This window comes from Thermomonas fusca DSM 15424 (assembly GCF_000423885.1).
GTDB lineage: Bacteria > Pseudomonadota > Gammaproteobacteria > Xanthomonadales > Xanthomonadaceae > Thermomonas > Thermomonas fusca.
Window position 1 is genome coordinate 94,330 of the sequence record NZ_AUIV01000008.1, and the last position, 16,305, is coordinate 110,634.

Sequence of the window (16,305 nt, forward strand, 5' to 3'; positions counted from 1 at the left end):
GGTGGGCCAGGGATCAAAACACGAACGCCGAATCGGGATTCGATGGACGTGGGTTGGGGGGAACGGGTTGCGCTGGTGCTGAGGACGTCAAGACGGCGACAGCGGGAGGTGCCGGTACTCCAACGTCCGCAGCCGCGGTCGCAACGGGCGCAGGCGCCTCAGCAACGGGGGGCGTGGACGCGACGCCGACCTGCATGCGCCGCTGCAGGAGGCTGTCGCCCGGCGTACCGGCGAGGCCTGCCTGCATGGCGCGGTTGGGAACGGCTACCGCCCGGCTCGCCGGCGCCCCGAGGGCCTTGCCGGCGGGTTTGCGCGTATCCACGACAGGAATGGCCAGCGACGGCGCTTCAGGTCCATGCTGGGCAAGCATCGATTGCCGCACCTTCTGCACATAGCCGTGGCGGAAGCCAGTGGTGAAGTTGCCGGAGTAGTAGCAGCTGAAAGCCTTGTCCCACTGCCCTCCGGCACGACCATGACACTCGCGCAGAATTTGCGAACCCGCCAGCAGGTTGGGGCATTGCTGGAATGCGGCGCGATAGCTGGTGATGCCGTATTTCTTGAGGTTGTGGCGATTGACTTGCGCGAGGCCCAGCGAGAAGTTGAAACCCCGGTCTTCGAGCATCTCGGCGGTGGCAATGGCCTCAGGCAGATTGCGCGGCTGACGCGCCAGATGGCCGCCCACCACCCCAATCGCAAAGGGGTTGTAGGACGACTCCACCTTGACGACGTGGTGCATCACATTGGCAGGCACTTCCAACGCGCAACCCATCAATTCCATTCCCGGCAACATCTCCCCTCCCCGTTTCTCTTGGTCCTTTTCGAGCCACGTCCGCTGGTACGCAAGTGCGACAGCGCGTTTTGCGAACCTGTCATTGCAAAGCCCCACCAGCGCCGCCCAGAGCGCGATCGGGCGAAAAGTCGATGCCGGTGATGAAGCGACGACCTGCATGCGCCTTGATATGAACAACGATGTCGATGGTCAGCATGAGCAGCCGCTTGATGGTGCTGAATTCAAGACCAGCACCTTCCGGCGAGGCCTTCACCATCAGCGCCATCTGGTCCCAGGTCTGCTCGATGCTCCCCGCATGGCAACTGGTGATGGAGCCGGGGTGGCCGGACGCGCAATTGCGGATGAAATAGAACGCTTCATCGCCGCGCAGCTCGGCCAGGATGATGCGGTCCGGCTTCATCCGGAGGCACGCTTCCATGCATGACTTTGCGGTGACGTTGCTGGCGCTCTGGCCACCCTTTGAGTAGAGCAGGTGCACCACATTGGGCTGCGAGATGAATAGCTCGCGCGCGTCCTCGATGGTGATCAGGCGCTCCTGCGCGGAGACGTGATCCACCAGCGACTTCATGAAAGTGGTCTTGCCACTGCCCGTCGCACCGGCGACCACCACATTCTTACGGTAGGCGACGGCATGGCGGAAGAAGTCACCGTACTCGCGCCGCGCGCGCAGCTGCAGTAGATGCTCGTCGTGCTCGCTCAATTGACGATGCCCCTCAAGGATCTCTGCAAAGAACCCCTGGGACTCGTACTGCTCAAGGCTCCGCGTCTGCCGCGCCGGCAAGCGGATGGTGATCGATACCTTGCCCGGATCGCAGGCCGGCGGAATGACAAACTGCGCGCGCTGTCCGGTAGGAAAGGTCAGTGACACCATCGGATCCGCATCAGTGATGCGCTGACCGGTATTGCTTTCATTGACCACCGCGGTACAGAACTGCCGGGCCCGCTCGAAAGTCAGCGTCGGCACGTCGACCCGCTCCCAGCCATCCAGTGTCTCCAGATACAACTCACCCGGTCGGTTGATGCAGATTTCCGTCACTCGTTCCGAGCGCAGGAAATCCTGCACGCCCAACACCGCGTACTGGTACTCCAGGAACTCGTTGGAGATCCTTGCGACCGGGGAAATGTCTTCATCCATGCCGATGATCAGTCTGCATCAACGGCTGCGGAGCACGCCGGTGAAATCGACGTCTTGGGAGACGTAGACGCTCAGGATCGAACCATTGTTGATGGTGATCGTCGGCCTTTGATTGGCGCCTTCCTGCAACGCTTGCTGGGCCAGCTGCTGAACGGTCTGAGCGGTATTGCTCTGGTACGGCTGCTCGATCACCACACCGGACTGGGGGTAGACCACGCCGGTGGTCGGACCATTTTTCTCGCCCATGTACTTGAACAGGTCACTGACCATGCTGATCAAAATGGCGGAGCTGATGCGGCTGCCCCAATGGGCGTCGTATTGGCCCGGATGACCCGCGCCACCCAGGTTGTCGATGCCCGGACTGGCCATGGTCACGTCGACGCCCTGCGGCGTGATGGCGCGATCCCAAACCACGGCTACCCGTTCCCGGGCGCCACCACCCCCACCACCATACTGGCCGAGCAGCTTGGTGCCCTTGGGAAAGAGCAGGCTCCGGCCGTTGACCGAGTACACCGGCTCCGCAACCAGGCAAGACGTATAACCCGGCACATCGGTAACGATCCGCGTCTCCAGAACGCAGCGGATATAGGTTCCTCGCGCCATCAGCGCATCCGGGTTGTTGAGCAGCTTGGCCACGGTGCGGGGCTTGGTCACTTCAGCTTGGATGGGCGCCGCTGGCTGCATCATGCCGGGCACCATCCCTTGCGTCGCGCCGCTCCCCTGGCCTGCCTGCCCGCCGCCATCGGCGATACGCCGTTCGGTCAGGCTGGGCGGCGGTGGCGGCGCGCGCGACGCACCCATGTCATCGCCGTAATCATCATCGTATGAACTCTGCGGCGGCGGCGGCAACGGCGGCGCGTTCTGGACCACGTCGATTGGCTGTGCCGGCTCCACCAACGCGGGCTGCGGCGTCGCTTGTGGAAGATCCGGCGTCGTGACCACTTCGGCGCCTGCCTTCTTCGGCGCTGCCTTTTCACGATTGGACAACGAGCTCATGAACCAGAACGCCATCAACAAAAGCAGACCCACAATCCCGCCAAGGAAGAGCATGGCCTTCCGGTTGAGCTGGCGGACTTCGTTGACGGTCAGGGTCGGCGCCGCTGCGTCAAGGTCGGGTGTTGCCTGCTCGCCCTGGCGCATATACGGATTGCCGTCCGCGGCGGGCGACCGTTGATCGCCGGCGGACTGTGTACCCCGCGCGGGTTCATCGTAATCCGGAGGGAAGTTGTTGCTCATTTCAGAAACCCTCTACGCAGGCCAATCACGTTGTCTCCCTGACGCATCACCATGTAGGGATATATCCCATGAACGATGATGGTGTTGCCCTCTACCGTCGTATTGAGCAGGAACTCTTCCGAACGCTTTTTCTCTCTCGCGTACACCGCTGGAAAGCTGCCGGTAGGCAGGCCGCGCATGTCTTTGAGCTGGATATAGGTGAATCGGCCATCGTCATAGACGTGCGCCGGAATCAGCCAAGCGGCACGCGAATAGGTCGCATACTCGTAGTCGAAGCTGTACACGCGGCCGGCTTGGATGCCGGTATTGAGCATCGCCGGCTTGTCCTCCGATTTGGCAACAAAGCGCGCATCGGCCGGGTACTTGAAGATCACCTTGTAATTGACCCCGGCACGCTTGGCTTGTTCCAGGTCACGCCAGTCGGTCGCAACGACCTTCAGCTCAAAAACATAAGAGTGGGTTTCCGTGCGCACCAGCAGGTTGGTATCGACGTCCACATTCTTGGGGCGCAGATAGAAGATGTTGTCGCGGCGGCTCACGTCCCAGCCGCTACTGAAACCCAGGCTGTAATCCAGAACGGTTTCGCTTGGGCTCAGCTCAATCATCGTGGTGATGCCAAGCCCGGTGCGTACGGCGTAGATGCCGTCCGGCACATGCATGTATTCCTTCATCACCTGGGCATTGGCCGTGCCAGCCACCATGGCTAGCAACAGCAGCAGGCGGACCGAGGCGAGCCTCGTTGCTTTCATCGCACTCATCATGGGGACTCGGTGGCCACGGCCGGCGCCGGGGACCTGTTTACGGTGGCGGGAGCAGCGGTTGCCGGGAGGGCTGCCGGGTCGATGGGTTGGCCGACGGGTTCAACCGACGGAGCAGCCGGGAGCGGCGAAGCAACCGCTGGGGCCAAGGCTGTTTCGGTTGGCACCAGAGTCGAGGCATCGTTGTCGACGCGGTAGCTGGTGACCTGGAAACGCAGCGGATTCTCGACGCTGTCCGCGTCGTTCATGCGAATGTCAGGCTTGTATTCAAATTCCATCGTCGCGATCTTGTTGTCGAGTACGCGCGTGTTACCCGATGCCTTCTCGAACAAGACGCGTTGGAACCGGACCGTTGCGCTGGTCGGCGGTCGCCCCTGCGAGGCGCCCAGCGGGGTGACGCTGAGGATGCGAACGCGCAACGCCCGGTTCGGGCCATACATCGCGGCAGCGCTCTGTGGATTGGAGGGATTGCGTTCAGTGCGAACCTGCTCTCGCACCTTCGGCGCCGACATCGTGTAAACGGTCCGCCAGTCGCGTTCGCTTATAGCCCCGGAATCGTAGGACTCGCGCGCCAGCACGTAATGCACGATGTTGCTCCGGTTGACCGCTTCACTGGCGCGCATGTTGACGAAGTCGCTGCCGCTGGAAAGCCGCGCAACGGAGGCCGTGCCGGTGTATGCATCGGCCATGATGAGGTACGGCTCACGCCGCTCCAGGAACGGCATCAAATAGATGACGCCGCCCGCCAAGACAAAAGACATCACCAGTGACGCACCCGCGACGCGCCAAGCGCGCTTCTCGCTGCGGCGGGCCATGTCGGCGATGGTGTTCTCGAAATCTAAGGAGCGCTTGACCGCCTTATCGATCGCTTCGCCCGTGGTTTTGCGCTTCAACATAGTGCCCATTCCGGTGATGCGACGGCCATTGCGCCGCCGTTGCGCCCTGCCTCAGTTGGAGGCCGCCGTTGGGCGAGCGTCCACCGCGATGGCGCCCGTTGACGTGGTGATGGCTATGCCCTGCTCGGCATAGATGGCAGACAACTGGCTCACCGCGTCATCCACCGTGACTGCATGCAGTTGTGCCACCGGCGCGTGCAGTGAGAAGTCAGTGCTGATGCCGTAACGAAGCTGAAGCCCACTGTCACGCGCCCAGCGAGTCAGCAGCGCCTTCAGCGTGCCGTCCACAGGCGTGGCGTAGAACACGTAAGCTGGATTGAGCGGAATCGCCTGCGTCTTCTCAGGCAACCTGTTGACCGGACGCCAACGCCCGTGGAATTCCGGCGGCGGTTGGGTCTGGCATGCGCTGGCCGCCAGTGCGAGCACCAGCGGTAAAACACTACGGTAGAACCCCACGTGTACTTCCCCTTCAAAGCTTGGCTACGCTTGTCGACTCAGTGGCTATGCGGCGTGTTTTCGGGACGCCCATTCCCTTCCCACTTGCCCGTGCCCCCGGCTGCGGGACACACGCGCATAAACAGGTAGACGCCATCAATTTCCCGCTGTGACCACCCCCTCAGCATCGTCAGCGGATAGGGACAGGTCTGCAGCGGGTACGGGCAATAGCCTGGCGTGGGCGCCCATATCCCCTGTGCGGGCGAGACCGGGTTCCACGCACGTGGGCGCTCCTTCATCCCGTCCTCGCAGAACAGGAATGGATCGTCGTCGCGGAACAACTTGCCGCTGGAATCCCTGAGTTCGGTGTAACAGCCCTTGTCCATCGAAGCCCCCATGCAAGGCGGGGCGGGCTTCTGCTGGGCGTCTGCCCCCCATGCGGAGATCGCAAACAGCGTGGCTAGCGATAGCAAAAGAGACTTCAACGGAGGATTCCTTTCCCGCGCATTGCTTAAGAAGGGGTGAACGGCAGCTGGAAAGACAGTGCGCTGCGTCCAATTTTCGCAATGATGCAACGCTCTACGTCACATTTCAACCCCCTGCGTCACATCGCGACCGCCAAGTAGTCTTGGGCCCATCAAGGGGCTCAGAACGTGCGGTTGATGCGCTGCATGAAGGCAAGTGGCTCCACATCCACGGCCGGGAGCAGGCGCTCGGTGAAATGCGGATCCTCGTAGTAGCGGATTTTCTGGGCCATGATCGGGTTGGCCAGCCCTTCGCAGAGGATGACCTCTTTCTCTCGCCCCATCGCCTTGAGCTCTTGCGGGAGCATGAGCGCGCGGCGCTCCTCGACGTCGGTGAGGGTAACGCTCCCATTGGCACCACGCGATCGGCTCAGGTTTCGCTTGCGTTGCGTGGTGTAGCCGAGCATTTCAGAATAGTCGTTGGCGTCGCGCTGCTCGCGCGGCGCGAAGATCACCTGCATCGCGTGGTTGGTGATCAAGGTCCGTGAAGTCTCGTGACCATAGGTGGCGTCCAACTGCGCCATCGACTGAATGACGGGCAGCAGACGCAGGTTGTAACCCGCCATGTAGCTGACCGCGTTGGCAATGATGTCCACCTTGCCGATGCTGGTGAACTCGTCCATCAACAGCAGGCACTGATGATTCAGTGCCGGGTTGTCCTGAGGCAACTCACGTGTATTGACGTTGATCAGCTGGCTGAAAAAGAGGTTCACGATCAGACGCGCTTCCGCCAACTTGTTTGGCGTGATGCCGATGTAGATCGTCATGGGCTTGCGGCGAAGGTCGGTCAGCCAGAAATCATTGCTGGACGTGGCCGCATCAAGCACCGGGTTGATCCAGGGGTTGAGTGGCTCTTTGAACGTTCCGATGATGGACGCGAAGGTCTCCTCGGCCTGCGACACCAGACCCGCGAACGCATTGCGGCATGCCGGGCTGACGAACGGGCGCTCCAGCATCTCCTTGAACTGAGCCTTGAGATCGCGGCCGTCACCGGTCGAAACCCGATAGACATGCCCGAACGTAGGGAACGTCGCCTTGGCAGCGGGCAACCCGCTGGCGATCTCGTGATCGTGAAAATCGAACAGATAAAGCGTAAAGGCGAGGAATGCGTTGCGCGCCTGACTGACCCAGAACTTCTGCTCTTCACCGACATCCGGATAGAGCATTGCCGCGATGGCAAGCAGATCGGATACGCGGAATGCCGGGTCGCGGGAAACATAGCTCAGCGGATTCCAGCGATGCGTACGCCCATCCTCGGCAAACGGGTTGAAAAGGTAAACGCTCTGCCCGATTTCCCGACGCCAGCCCGACGTGAGCCGAAAATTCTCCTGTTTGATGTCAAGCACCACGATCGAGTCGCGATACTCCAGGAGATTGGGAATCACCACGCCGACGCCCTTACCCGAGCGCGTCGGAGCAGCCAAAATGGCGAATTGCTGGCCCGGCAACGTCACCAGCTTCCCGCCCAGGCGCCCAACCACGATGCCGGTACCGGGTTTGTCGTCGAGCAATCCATGGCGTGCAACTTCGCCCCGGCTCGCGAAGCGGGCTTCGCCATGCGCAGACTTCTGCTGACGCTTGAACGCCAAGATCAGAAACCCTAACCAGGCCACCATCGTGCTGCCGAAACCCAGCGCCCCCGCAACCTTGACCTTGGTGACATACGGCTGCATGCGCACGGTGTCTATGGCTTGCCAGTACGACCACCAGGTCTTGGGTCCAAGCGGCACATCCACACCGATGAGCAACCCGACAAACAAGCCCGATAGATACGCGCCAGCCAGCAACGCGGCAACGAGTAGGACAAGCAAGAATACGACTTTCGCGGCATTCATCGGTGCGCCCTCCCTGACGCGACGTTCCGTTGGCGCGGCCGATGGTGCCATGCTTCCCAACCAAGGTATAGCCACGTATGCTCGGGCGCCGTTGCCCGAGAACTGCGCCGCGCCGTGAAGTGGGACGCCTTCACCATCATCCAGCAGATGCTGATCCTGATGACAATCGTCGGGCAGACATGGGTATCGTTCAAGGTGATCCTTGCGACGGTAGGCAACGAACGCTACGTCAGGCTGATGGCCTTCAGTACGGGGTTGTTGATCTTCCTTTTGTGCCGCCCACTGCATGTCACCTTTGCAGACATGATGGTGCGCATGCACCAACAGGACAGCCTGCTGTGGATGGTGATGATGGGCGGCGTGATGCCGGTACTGGTTGGCATCTTGGTATCCGAAGGCACCGTACTGGCGCTGAGAACACGCCAGCCAATCCCGATCCGCTTCATGCTGATCGTCGCCGCGTTCACGCTTTCGCAGGCCGCGTACACCAATTTCATCGCGCTCACCACGCGTATCACCACGCTTGATCGCGCCTTCATCCCCAACATCTGCTACGCGATTGCGGTCGGCATGTGGATGACTTGGCGCTATCGCGACGAACCGGTGTCGCTCAAGCGCCACCCGCATTGAGGTGCGCGGCTTCGCCGGGGGTAATTGGACCGACCAGAGTTCAGTAGAAACTCAGCCGCTGCGGGTTGGGCCTCTCGAACTCTAATTGACGCCGGCACCCAGCCGCCCCCTCTCCCGTAGTGCGGGCGGCTCCCTCAACCTTCCATGTAGTCCTGCAGAGCGAATGGATTGAGGAACTGACGCCCCCAAAAGGCGTTGCGCTCGGCTTCACCCAGTCTCGCTTCGTCGCACACCGACGGCCAATGCCGCCGCAGTGCCTGCAACTGCGCATCGATGATGCCGCGGGCCTCCTCGGCTGACAGTTGGAAGCGTGCAGCGGCTTCCACGCACACCGTCAGCCGGCTGAATCGGTTGTCGCCAAGGATTTTCATCGCCTGGGTAGCCTCCTGTCCCGCCCGCGGTTGCGGGCAGATATCGAAGGCGGGCGTCAGTACCAACTGCCGGCCGTCCCAAAACGCAGCATGATTGCGCGCGTGATCATCGGTATTGCCGCACAGGATGTTGAACACCAGGCGCGCGAACAGTTCGCGCAGGGTGGCCCGCGGTTCGGTGAAACGGTGCCGGACGATGTCTGCCAGCTCCTCATAGCTCGCATACGCCGCCATCATTTCGTCCAGGCTCAACAAGGTCAGCGCGGACACCAGCGCACGCCGCCGCCAGTGGCTGCTCGCATGGTGCTCGCGGTCGAAACGCTCAACCAGCAATACGTCCTTGCCTGCCGCCTGCACCAGCTGCACCGGGGCCACGGACAAGCCCACCAAAGCCGCCAAGCGCATCGCCATGAACTCGGCCTTCACCACCGGCATCACGTCGGTACTGCTGGAGAACTTGGCGATCCACTTGCGCCCGCCCCCATCAAGCGTTGCTTTCGGGCGCGCGCCGCCGATTTCGGTACCGTGCTGGATGGCCTGCGCCAACGCCGGGGACAACGGCAGCCCCTGCTCGACCCGCACAGCGCTTTCAAGCAACTCTTCCAGCGAGGCCTCGCCTCCCTCACGGCAGCGGTATTGCGTGGCCGACACCTGGAAGTCCAGCGCGCCGATCCGGTCTGACCCCGACTGCAACAGATAGCTCAGCTCGTCCAGCACCGCCGTATCTGCATCCCGACCGGCGCGGCCCAGCAGACGATTGAGGATGACGCGACGCCCCCAAGCATCCGGCGCGGCGTCACGCAGGCAGCCCGGCATGGACAGACCGGTTGGCAAGGGCAGAAGACCCGGCTGGAGCGGCAGTTCCGGCAAATAAAGCGGCAGCTTGTCCTCGCGGGCAAGGTAGCTGCGACCGTAGTTGAACTGCAGTCCCAGTGGTGTGGTGGCCAGCCGCCCGGCCACCACCGGTTCGGCCCGATCCGGCAGCCAGGTCCAGACATAGGCCTCGCGCGGGGCGCTGCCGGGATCAGAAATCATCCTTCACCTCCCCGCGTGGCGCGTGCACGGCTTTGGGCAACAGCGCCAATCGATCCTCGATCTCACGGTTGCGCTTGTGCAGTGCTCCCAGGTCCGGCTCGAACAGCGGTACCCCGAGGATGGCGGCCAGCTCGAATGCCACGCCGATTTCGCAGCGCGGATCCCCTTTTTCGATCCGTCGCAACATATCGCGTGAAATCCCGGCGCGCTCGGCCAATACCTGCACCCCCATCTTCTTCTCGATCCGCGCGGCACGCAGCAAGCCCCCCAGCAAGCTGAGCGCATGCAGGCTGTAGCGGGAATAGGTGCGGACGATTGGCTTTGCCATGCGTCCAATATAGGATTTTTTATAAGCCTTATCAAGCAAAATGGCTTATATGAAAGCCTTTTTTGGAGCCCGCACTCCGGATAACCCCGGCGTAAGCCAAGACGACGACGTGGACGAAACCCGATAGCGGCTCCAGTTCTGCCGGTGCAGCTTGGCGAACAATGACAACCCCAGTTCGGCCTAGTCCCGATCGCCGATCATGGCGACATGATGTGGGTCTCACGAAGAGAGGGCTGGGTCTCGCGCCACACCGTGGCCTTCACGAAGCTCGGACTCTCTCGGGTTCCCGGCTCGTTCCTGGGAAGCTATCGCCAATTGATCGTGTCGCCCGTGGCGCGCAGCTTGTCGAGGACGTTTTCGGCCCGATGAGGTTTTGGATGAGGCGCAGTGGCCGACGGTGCGATCCATTTCGCAGGACGAATGCGGAAAACTGGAAATCATGTCCGAGGATCTGGCGTTGCGATCTCATGCCAAGCAACCACCAAGCGAAATGACCCCTGTTCACCTGACCCGACACGACCGCCCCAAGAACATGGCACGGACATGGCACGGATGTGGCACGGAATGCCCCAAGCGCCCCAAAAGCAAAAGGGCCAACGAGCGCTAACTCATTGACCCTTGTGCTTTTTGGATGGTGCGCCCGGAGAGATTCGAACTCCCGACCCCCAAGTTCGTAGCCTGGTGCTCTATCCAACTGAGCTACGGGCGCAGAAGCGGAATTATGCAGATCCACTAGTTGCACGTCAACGGAAACTTCCGTGTCAGCGCAGGTTTTTCGCGTTTCGCCGCAAGTGGCGGAGACTGAGGGATTCGAACCCTCGATGGAGCTTTTGACCCCATACTCCCTTAGCAGGGGAGCCCCTTCGGCCTCTCGGGCAAGTCTCCGTGAGGCGAAACGCGAGCCGGCAAGAATACAGGTAACAAGCCGATCCGGCAAACCTCAGGACGATTTTTCTTCGTCCCGGTTGTCCTCGCCGCCCTGGATCCGCTGATAGATCTCCTCGCGGTGCACGGCGACGTCCTTGGGTGCGGTGATGCCGATCCTGACCTGGTTGCCTTTCACCCCAAGCACGGTGACGGTTACCGAATCACCGATCATCAAGGTTTCACCTACCCGTCTGGTCAAGATCAACATCGCGCAACTCCCCTGTCGCTGGTATTCATGCGCTGCCGACCATACGGGAGCACAGACATCCAGTCTACCCGATGATACTGGTGCGGTTTCGGGATCCACAACCCAACTCAAGTACTGCAGCTCTCACGCCTGCAGGGTCTCGCGTACCCTGGTCGGTACGCCTTCCAGCGCGGCGACCAGCGCGGGGCCGTCTTCGCCGCCGCCCTGCGCCATGTCCGGACGGCCGCCGCCCTTGCCGTTGATCCGGCGGGCGACTTCGCCCAGCACATCACCGGCCTTGACTTTGCCCAGCGCCGCACCGCTGACGCCCGCCACCAGGGCGGCCTTGCCGCCCTCGGTCCCGGCCAGCACCACGACTGCATCGCCCAGCTGCTGTTTGAGCCGATCCATCGCGTCGCGCAGGGCCTTGGCGTCGAAGCCTTCCAGCCGCACCGCCAGCACCTTGATGCCAGCGATCTCCTGCGCCTGCGCGGCGAGGTCGCCGGTGGCGTTGGAAGCGGCCTTGGCCTTGAGCGCCTCGACTTCGCGCTCCAGCTTCTTCTGGCGGTCAAGCAGCGCATGCAGCTTGCCGGAAAGATCGGCGGCGTTGCCGCCCAGCAGGTGCGCGGCTTCGTGCAGGCGATGCTCTTCCTCGGCCACGAAATCCAGCGCGCCCTGCCCGGTCACCGCCTCGATGCGGCGCACGCCGGCAGACACCCCGCCTTCGGACACGATCTTGAACAGGCCGATGTCGCCGGTGCGGCCGACATGGGTGCCGCCGCACAGTTCGGTGGAAGTCGGGCCGAAACGCAGCACGCGCACATGTTCGCCGTACTTCTCGCCGAACAGCGCCATCGCGCCGAAATCCAGCGCTTCCTGCATGCCCATGTGGCGCACTTCGCCCTCGTGGTTGGCGCGCACCTCGGCATTGACGCGGCGCTCGACCTCGGCCAGTTCAGCCGCGGTCATCGGCTGGAAATGCGAGAAGTCGAAGCGCAGCCGGTCCGGCGCAACCAGCGAGCCCTTCTGCTGCACATGCGTGCCCAGCACGTTGCGCAGGGCGGCATGCAGGAGGTGGGTGGCGCTGTGGTTGAGGATGGTGGCGCCGCGGCGGCTTGCATCGACTTCGCCGCGCAGGTGGTCGCCCACGCGCAGGCGCCCGAACTGCAGGCGGCCCGCGTGGCCGTGGAACTGGCCGGCCAGCTTGAGCGTGTCGGCGACGTTGAAGCGACTCTCAACGCCGTCGAGGTCGCCGGTATCACCGACCTGGCCGCCGGATTCGGCGTAGAACGGCGTGCGGTCGAGGATGACGATGGCGTCATCGCCGGCTTCCACCACTTCCACCGGCTTGCCGGCCTTCAGCAGCGCCAGCACGTGCAGGCTGCCTGCGGCCAGTTCGTCGTAGCCGAGGAACACGGTGGGCGCGAGCTTGGCGACCAGATCCGCCGGCAGCTGCACGCCGCCGCCGAACTTGCCGGCGGCACGGGCGGTTTCCTTCTGGTGCTCCATCGCCGCATCGAAGCCGGCCACGTCCACCGACATGCCGCGCTCGCGGGCCATGTCCTGGGTCAGATCGAGCGGGAAGCCGTAGGTGTCGTACAGGCGGAACGCATCGACGCCGGGGATGACGTTGTCGCCGACCCGGCCAGCCACGTCCTCGAAGATCTTCATGCCGGAATCCAGCGTCTCGGCGAAGCGCTCCTCCTCTGCCTTGAGCGCGCGCTCGGCGGTGGCGCGGCCTTCGCGCAGCACCGGGTAAGCCTCGCCCATCAATTCGTCGAGGGTCGCCACCAGCTTGTGGAAGAACGGCTCGCGCACGCCCAGCATCCAGCCGTGGCGCAGGGCGCGGCGGATGATCCGGCGCAGCACGTAGCCGCGCCCTTCGTTCGACGGCAGCACGCCATCGACGATCAGGAACGCGCAGGCGCGGATGTGGTCGGCGATCACGCGCAGCGACTTGTTCTCCAGGTCGGCGGTGCCGGTGAGCCGGGAGGCATGCTTGATCAGCGCCTGGAACAGGTCGATCTCGTAGTTGGAATGCACGTGCTGCAGGATCGCGGTGATGCGCTCCAGGCCCATGCCGGTGTCCACGCAGGGCGCGGGCAGCGGCGTCAGGGTGCCGTCCGCGCCGCGGTCGAACTGCATGAAAACGTTGTTCCAGATCTCGATGTAGCGGTCGCCATCCTCATCCGGCGAACCGGGCGGGCCGCCAAAATGGCTGGGGCCGTGATCGTAGAAGATCTCGCTGCACGGCCCGCAGGGGCCGGTATCGGCCATCTGCCAGAAATTGTCGGAAGCGAACGGCGCGCCCTTGTTGTCGCCGATGCGGATGATGCGGTCTTCCGGCAAGCCGATGTCATCGCGCCAGATCGCATAGGCCTCGTCGTCGGTGTGGTAGACGGTGGCCAGCAGGCGCTCCTTCGGCAGCTTCCAGACCTCGGTCAGCAGCTCCCATGCCCAGGCAATGGCGTCCTTCTTGAAGTAATCGCCGAACGACCAGTTGCCGAGCATCTCGAAGAAGGTGTGGTGGCGCGCGGTGTAGCCCACCGAATCCAGGTCGTTGTGTTTGCCGCCCGCGCGCAGGCAGCGCTGCACGTCCGCCGCGCGCACGTAACTGCGCTTCTCCGCGCCAAGGAACACGTCCTTGAACTGCACCATGCCGGAATTGGTGAACAGCAGGGTCGGGTCGTTGCCTGGCACCAGCGGTGCCGACGGCACGATGGTGTGGCCCTTGGAGGCGAAGAAATCGAGGAAGTCGCGGCGGATCTCGGAGGTGGTCTTGGCTGGAGTGTTCATGCGGGCATCGGGGAGGTGGCGGGCAGCGCTGCGCCCGCGAACCGCTCAAGATGCAGCCGCGAAACCGAGTTGGCAACCCAAGGCCGCAAGTTTACAGGCGATCAGCCCTGTTCGGCCTCCATTGCCGCGCGCACATGCTCCATCCCGAAGCCCCTGCGCAGCAGGAAATCCGCGGCCTTGCGGCGGGCGTCGCGATCGCCGGCCAGCGCCTGCGGATGGCGGCGCTGCAGCAGGTCGCGGGCGTTCTCGACCCAATCGCTCTCGAACCCCCCCATGACGGCGGCAATGATTTCGCTGCCCAGACCGTGAGTGGCCAGCTCCGCGCGGATATAGGCGGGGCCGTAGCCCCCGCTGGCGCGGTTGCGCAGCAGCGATTCGGCAAAGCGGCCGTCGTCCTGCCAGCCTGCCTCGGTCAGCTTGCCGATGGCGACGTCGGCCTGGGCGCGCTCCACCCCGCGCTGCTGGAGCTTGCGCGCCAGCTCCAGCCTGGAATGCTCGCGCCGGGTCAGCAGGCCCAGCGCGCGTTGCAGGGGCGTGGGCTCCGGGCGGCGGCGACGCTTCGGCGCTGACGAGGCTACCCCGTCGTCACCGCCGCCCGACCCGGTCATTCTTCGGCGGCCCCGCCCTCGTCGCGCGAGGACTCTTCCGGCACGAACTGCTCGCGCAGTGCGGCTTCGAGCTTTGCGGCAGAGGCCGGGTTCTCCTTGAGGTACTGACGGGCGTTCTCCTTGCCTTGACCGATGCGCTCGCCGTCGTAGCTGTACCAAGCGCCGGCCTTGTCCACCAGCTTGGCGTTGACGCCCATTTCGATCAGTTCGCCCTCGCGGCTGATGCCCTCGCCGTACAGGATCTCGGTGACCACCTGCTTGAACGGGGGCGCCAGCTTGTTCTTGACCACCTTGATCCGGGTCTGGTTGCCGATGATCTCCTCGCCCTTCTTGATCGAGCCGATCCGGCGGATGTCCAGCCGCACCGAGGCGTAGAACTTCAGCGCATTGCCGCCGGTGGTCACTTCCGGGCTCTGGCCGGGCATCATCACGCCGATCTTCATGCGCAGCTGGTTGATGAAGATCACCAGCGTGTTGCTGCGCTTGATGTTGCCGGTCAGCTTGCGCAGCGCCTGGCTCATCAGGCGGGCCTGCAGGCCGGGGAGCTGGTCGCCCATCTCGCCTTCGATTTCGGCCTTGGGGGTCAGCGCGGCCACCGAATCCACCACCACCATGTCGACGGCGTTTGAGCGCACCAGCATGTCGGCGATCTCCAGCGCCTGCTCGCCGGTATCCGGCTGCGACAGGTACAGATCGTCGAGGTTCACCCCCAGCTTCTGCGCATAGATCGGGTCCAGCGCGTGCTCGGCATCGATGAAGGCGCAGGTGCCGCCGACCTTCTGGCACTCGGCGATGGCCTGCAGGGTCAGGGTGGTCTTGCCCGAGGACTCCGGCCCGTAGATCTCGACCACGCGCCCCTTGGGCAAACCGCCGATGCCCAGCGCGATGTCCAGCATCAGCGAACCGGTGCCGATGGTTTCCACCGCTTCCACGGTGCGGTCGCCCATGCGCATCACCGAACCCTTGCCGAACTGGCGTTCGATCTGGCCCAGGGCCGCCGCAAGCGCGCGCTTCTTGTTCTCGTCCATCGTGGTGCTCCTCAAGTCGGTGATCTCTGGATTGGGGTCAGCTTAGGCGGGGCCGGTCGCACGGACTGCGACGCGCCGGACCGCAGGATGAAAATCGCATCCGCACCGCACGCCGGGCATCGGGGAATGCCCTGCCGCCGGCTCGGCGCTTCACGCATTGGGGCGGACCAGGCCGCAGTACAGGCCTTCGATGGCGAAGTCCTGCCCCGGCTTCACCTCGATCGGTGCGTAATCGGGATTTCGCGGCAGCAGGCGGATCCGGCCCTGCCCGATCCGAAGCAGCTTGACCGTGATCTCGTCGTCGATGCGGGCGATCACGATCTGGCCGCTGCGGGCCTCGGAAGTGCGGTGCACGCCGATCAGATCGCCGTCGAAGATGCCTTCGTCGCGCATCGAGTCGCCGCGCACCTTGAGCAGGTAGTCCGGCGTGGGCGAAAACAGCGCGCGGTCCATCAGCACCATCTGGTCGCTGCCGATATCGGCACCGATCGGCACGCCGGCGGCCACTTGTCCCAACACCGGCAGCTGCAAGGCATCGTCGTTGGCGGGCAGGTCGAGCTGGCGCGGGCCGCCGGGCAGCTGCAGCAGGCGCAGGCTGCGCGCGCGGCCGGGGCTGCGCTCCACGATGCCGGCCGATTCCAGGGCTTCCAGGTGGTACTGGGCGGCGCGCACGCCCTTGAAGCCGAAGGCACGGGCGATCTCCGCCTGCGAGGGGGCGAAGCCGTCCGCTTCGATGCGCTCGGCGAGAAATGCGTGGATGGCGCGCTGGGTTTCGGTCAGGCTCAT

General features: G+C 63.6%; 16 protein-coding genes and 2 tRNA genes. 1 reads left to right on the forward strand and 17 read right to left on the reverse strand.

Features of this window, described 5'->3' with window-relative positions; translation table 11 throughout:
- Positions 1-13: 13 nt before the first annotated feature.
- The 8 genes from G582_RS15510 to G582_RS0104525 all read right to left on the reverse strand — a co-directional run bounded on the left by G582_RS15510 (position 14) and on the right by G582_RS0104525 (position 7,609).
- A complete protein-coding gene (locus tag G582_RS15510; protein WP_051246687.1) occupies positions 14-778 on the reverse strand; it encodes a lytic transglycosylase domain-containing protein in 765 nt (254 codons plus the stop codon).
- 91 nt (positions 779-869) lie between these two features.
- A complete protein-coding gene (gene virB11 / locus G582_RS0104495) occupies positions 870-1,925 on the reverse strand; it encodes a P-type DNA transfer ATPase VirB11 (RefSeq protein ID WP_038052891.1) in 1,056 nt (351 codons plus the stop codon).
- Positions 1,926-1,943: 18 nt separating this feature from the next.
- Complete coding sequence (locus tag G582_RS0104500; RefSeq protein WP_028838809.1) at positions 1,944-3,161, reverse strand: TrbI/VirB10 family protein; 1,218 nt, start codon at positions 3,159-3,161, stop codon at positions 1,944-1,946.
- Positions 3,158-3,919: a TrbG/VirB9 family P-type conjugative transfer protein gene (locus G582_RS0104505; RefSeq protein ID WP_038052953.1), complete on the reverse strand. Its 762-nt coding sequence runs from the start codon at positions 3,917-3,919 to the stop codon at positions 3,158-3,160. The genes G582_RS0104500 and G582_RS0104505 overlap by 4 nt, the downstream gene beginning before the upstream one ends.
- Positions 3,919-4,815 (reverse strand): VirB8 family type IV secretion system protein, encoded by an 897-nt coding sequence (locus tag G582_RS15515; protein WP_169380559.1) that lies wholly within the window; start codon positions 4,813-4,815, stop codon positions 3,919-3,921. Before G582_RS15515 ends, G582_RS0104505 begins: the two co-directional genes overlap by 1 nt.
- A gap of 51 nt (positions 4,816-4,866) precedes the next feature.
- Positions 4,867-5,271 carry a hypothetical protein gene (locus tag G582_RS0104515; protein ID WP_156880263.1) on the reverse strand — a complete coding sequence of 135 codons (405 nt, stop codon included), beginning with the start codon at positions 5,269-5,271 and terminating at the stop codon, positions 4,867-4,869.
- A 38-nt stretch (positions 5,272-5,309) separates the two neighbouring features.
- A complete protein-coding gene (locus tag G582_RS15520; protein ID WP_038052894.1) occupies positions 5,310-5,636 on the reverse strand; it encodes a hypothetical protein in 327 nt (108 codons plus the stop codon).
- Between the two features lie 260 nt (positions 5,637-5,896).
- Positions 5,897-7,609, reverse strand: coding sequence for a type IV secretory system conjugative DNA transfer family protein (locus tag G582_RS0104525; RefSeq protein WP_028838813.1), 1,713 nt, complete (start codon positions 7,607-7,609; stop codon positions 5,897-5,899).
- 114 nt (positions 7,610-7,723) lie between these two features.
- On the opposite strand from G582_RS0104525, the gene G582_RS0104530 reads away from it, so the two are divergent.
- A complete protein-coding gene (locus tag G582_RS0104530; RefSeq protein WP_028838814.1) occupies positions 7,724-8,239 on the forward strand; it encodes a hypothetical protein in 516 nt (171 codons plus the stop codon).
- 134 nt (positions 8,240-8,373) lie between these two features.
- Here the strand turns inward: G582_RS0104530 and G582_RS0104535 are convergent, their stop codons facing one another.
- From G582_RS0104535 to lexA, 9 genes are all read right to left on the reverse strand, one after another.
- Entirely contained in the window at positions 8,374-9,645 is a 1,272-nt protein-coding gene (locus G582_RS0104535) for a type II toxin-antitoxin system HipA family toxin (protein WP_028838815.1), read from the reverse strand.
- Entirely contained in the window at positions 9,635-10,012 is a 378-nt protein-coding gene (locus tag G582_RS0104540; RefSeq protein ID WP_211219295.1) for a helix-turn-helix domain-containing protein, read from the reverse strand. Before G582_RS0104540 ends, G582_RS0104535 begins: the two co-directional genes overlap by 11 nt.
- A 593-nt stretch (positions 10,013-10,605) precedes the next feature.
- A tRNA-Arg gene (locus G582_RS0104545) sits at positions 10,606-10,682 on the reverse strand.
- Between the two features lie 83 nt (positions 10,683-10,765).
- Positions 10,766-10,858, reverse strand: a tRNA-Ser gene (locus tag G582_RS0104550).
- Positions 10,859-10,913: 55 nt separating this feature from the next.
- Positions 10,914-11,108, reverse strand: a complete 195-nt coding sequence (gene csrA, locus G582_RS0104555) for a carbon storage regulator CsrA (protein WP_028838817.1) — start codon at positions 11,106-11,108, stop codon at positions 10,914-10,916.
- A gap of 123 nt (positions 11,109-11,231) precedes the next feature.
- Positions 11,232-13,883, reverse strand: a complete 2,652-nt coding sequence (alaS, locus tag G582_RS0104560; RefSeq protein ID WP_028838818.1) for an alanine--tRNA ligase — start codon at positions 13,881-13,883, stop codon at positions 11,232-11,234.
- A 101-nt stretch (positions 13,884-13,984) separates the two neighbouring features.
- Complete coding sequence (locus G582_RS0104565) at positions 13,985-14,491, reverse strand: regulatory protein RecX (RefSeq protein WP_028838819.1); 507 nt, start codon at positions 14,489-14,491, stop codon at positions 13,985-13,987.
- The gene (recA, locus tag G582_RS0104570) at positions 14,488-15,519 is read right to left on the reverse strand and encodes a recombinase RecA (protein WP_028838820.1); all 1,032 of its coding nucleotides are present in this window, start codon (positions 15,517-15,519) and stop codon (positions 14,488-14,490) included. Before recA ends, G582_RS0104565 begins: the two co-directional genes overlap by 4 nt.
- A gap of 150 nt (positions 15,520-15,669) precedes the next feature.
- On the reverse strand, positions 15,670-16,305 hold the full coding sequence (gene lexA, locus G582_RS0104575) for a transcriptional repressor LexA (protein WP_028838821.1): 636 nt from the start codon (positions 16,303-16,305) through the stop codon (positions 15,670-15,672).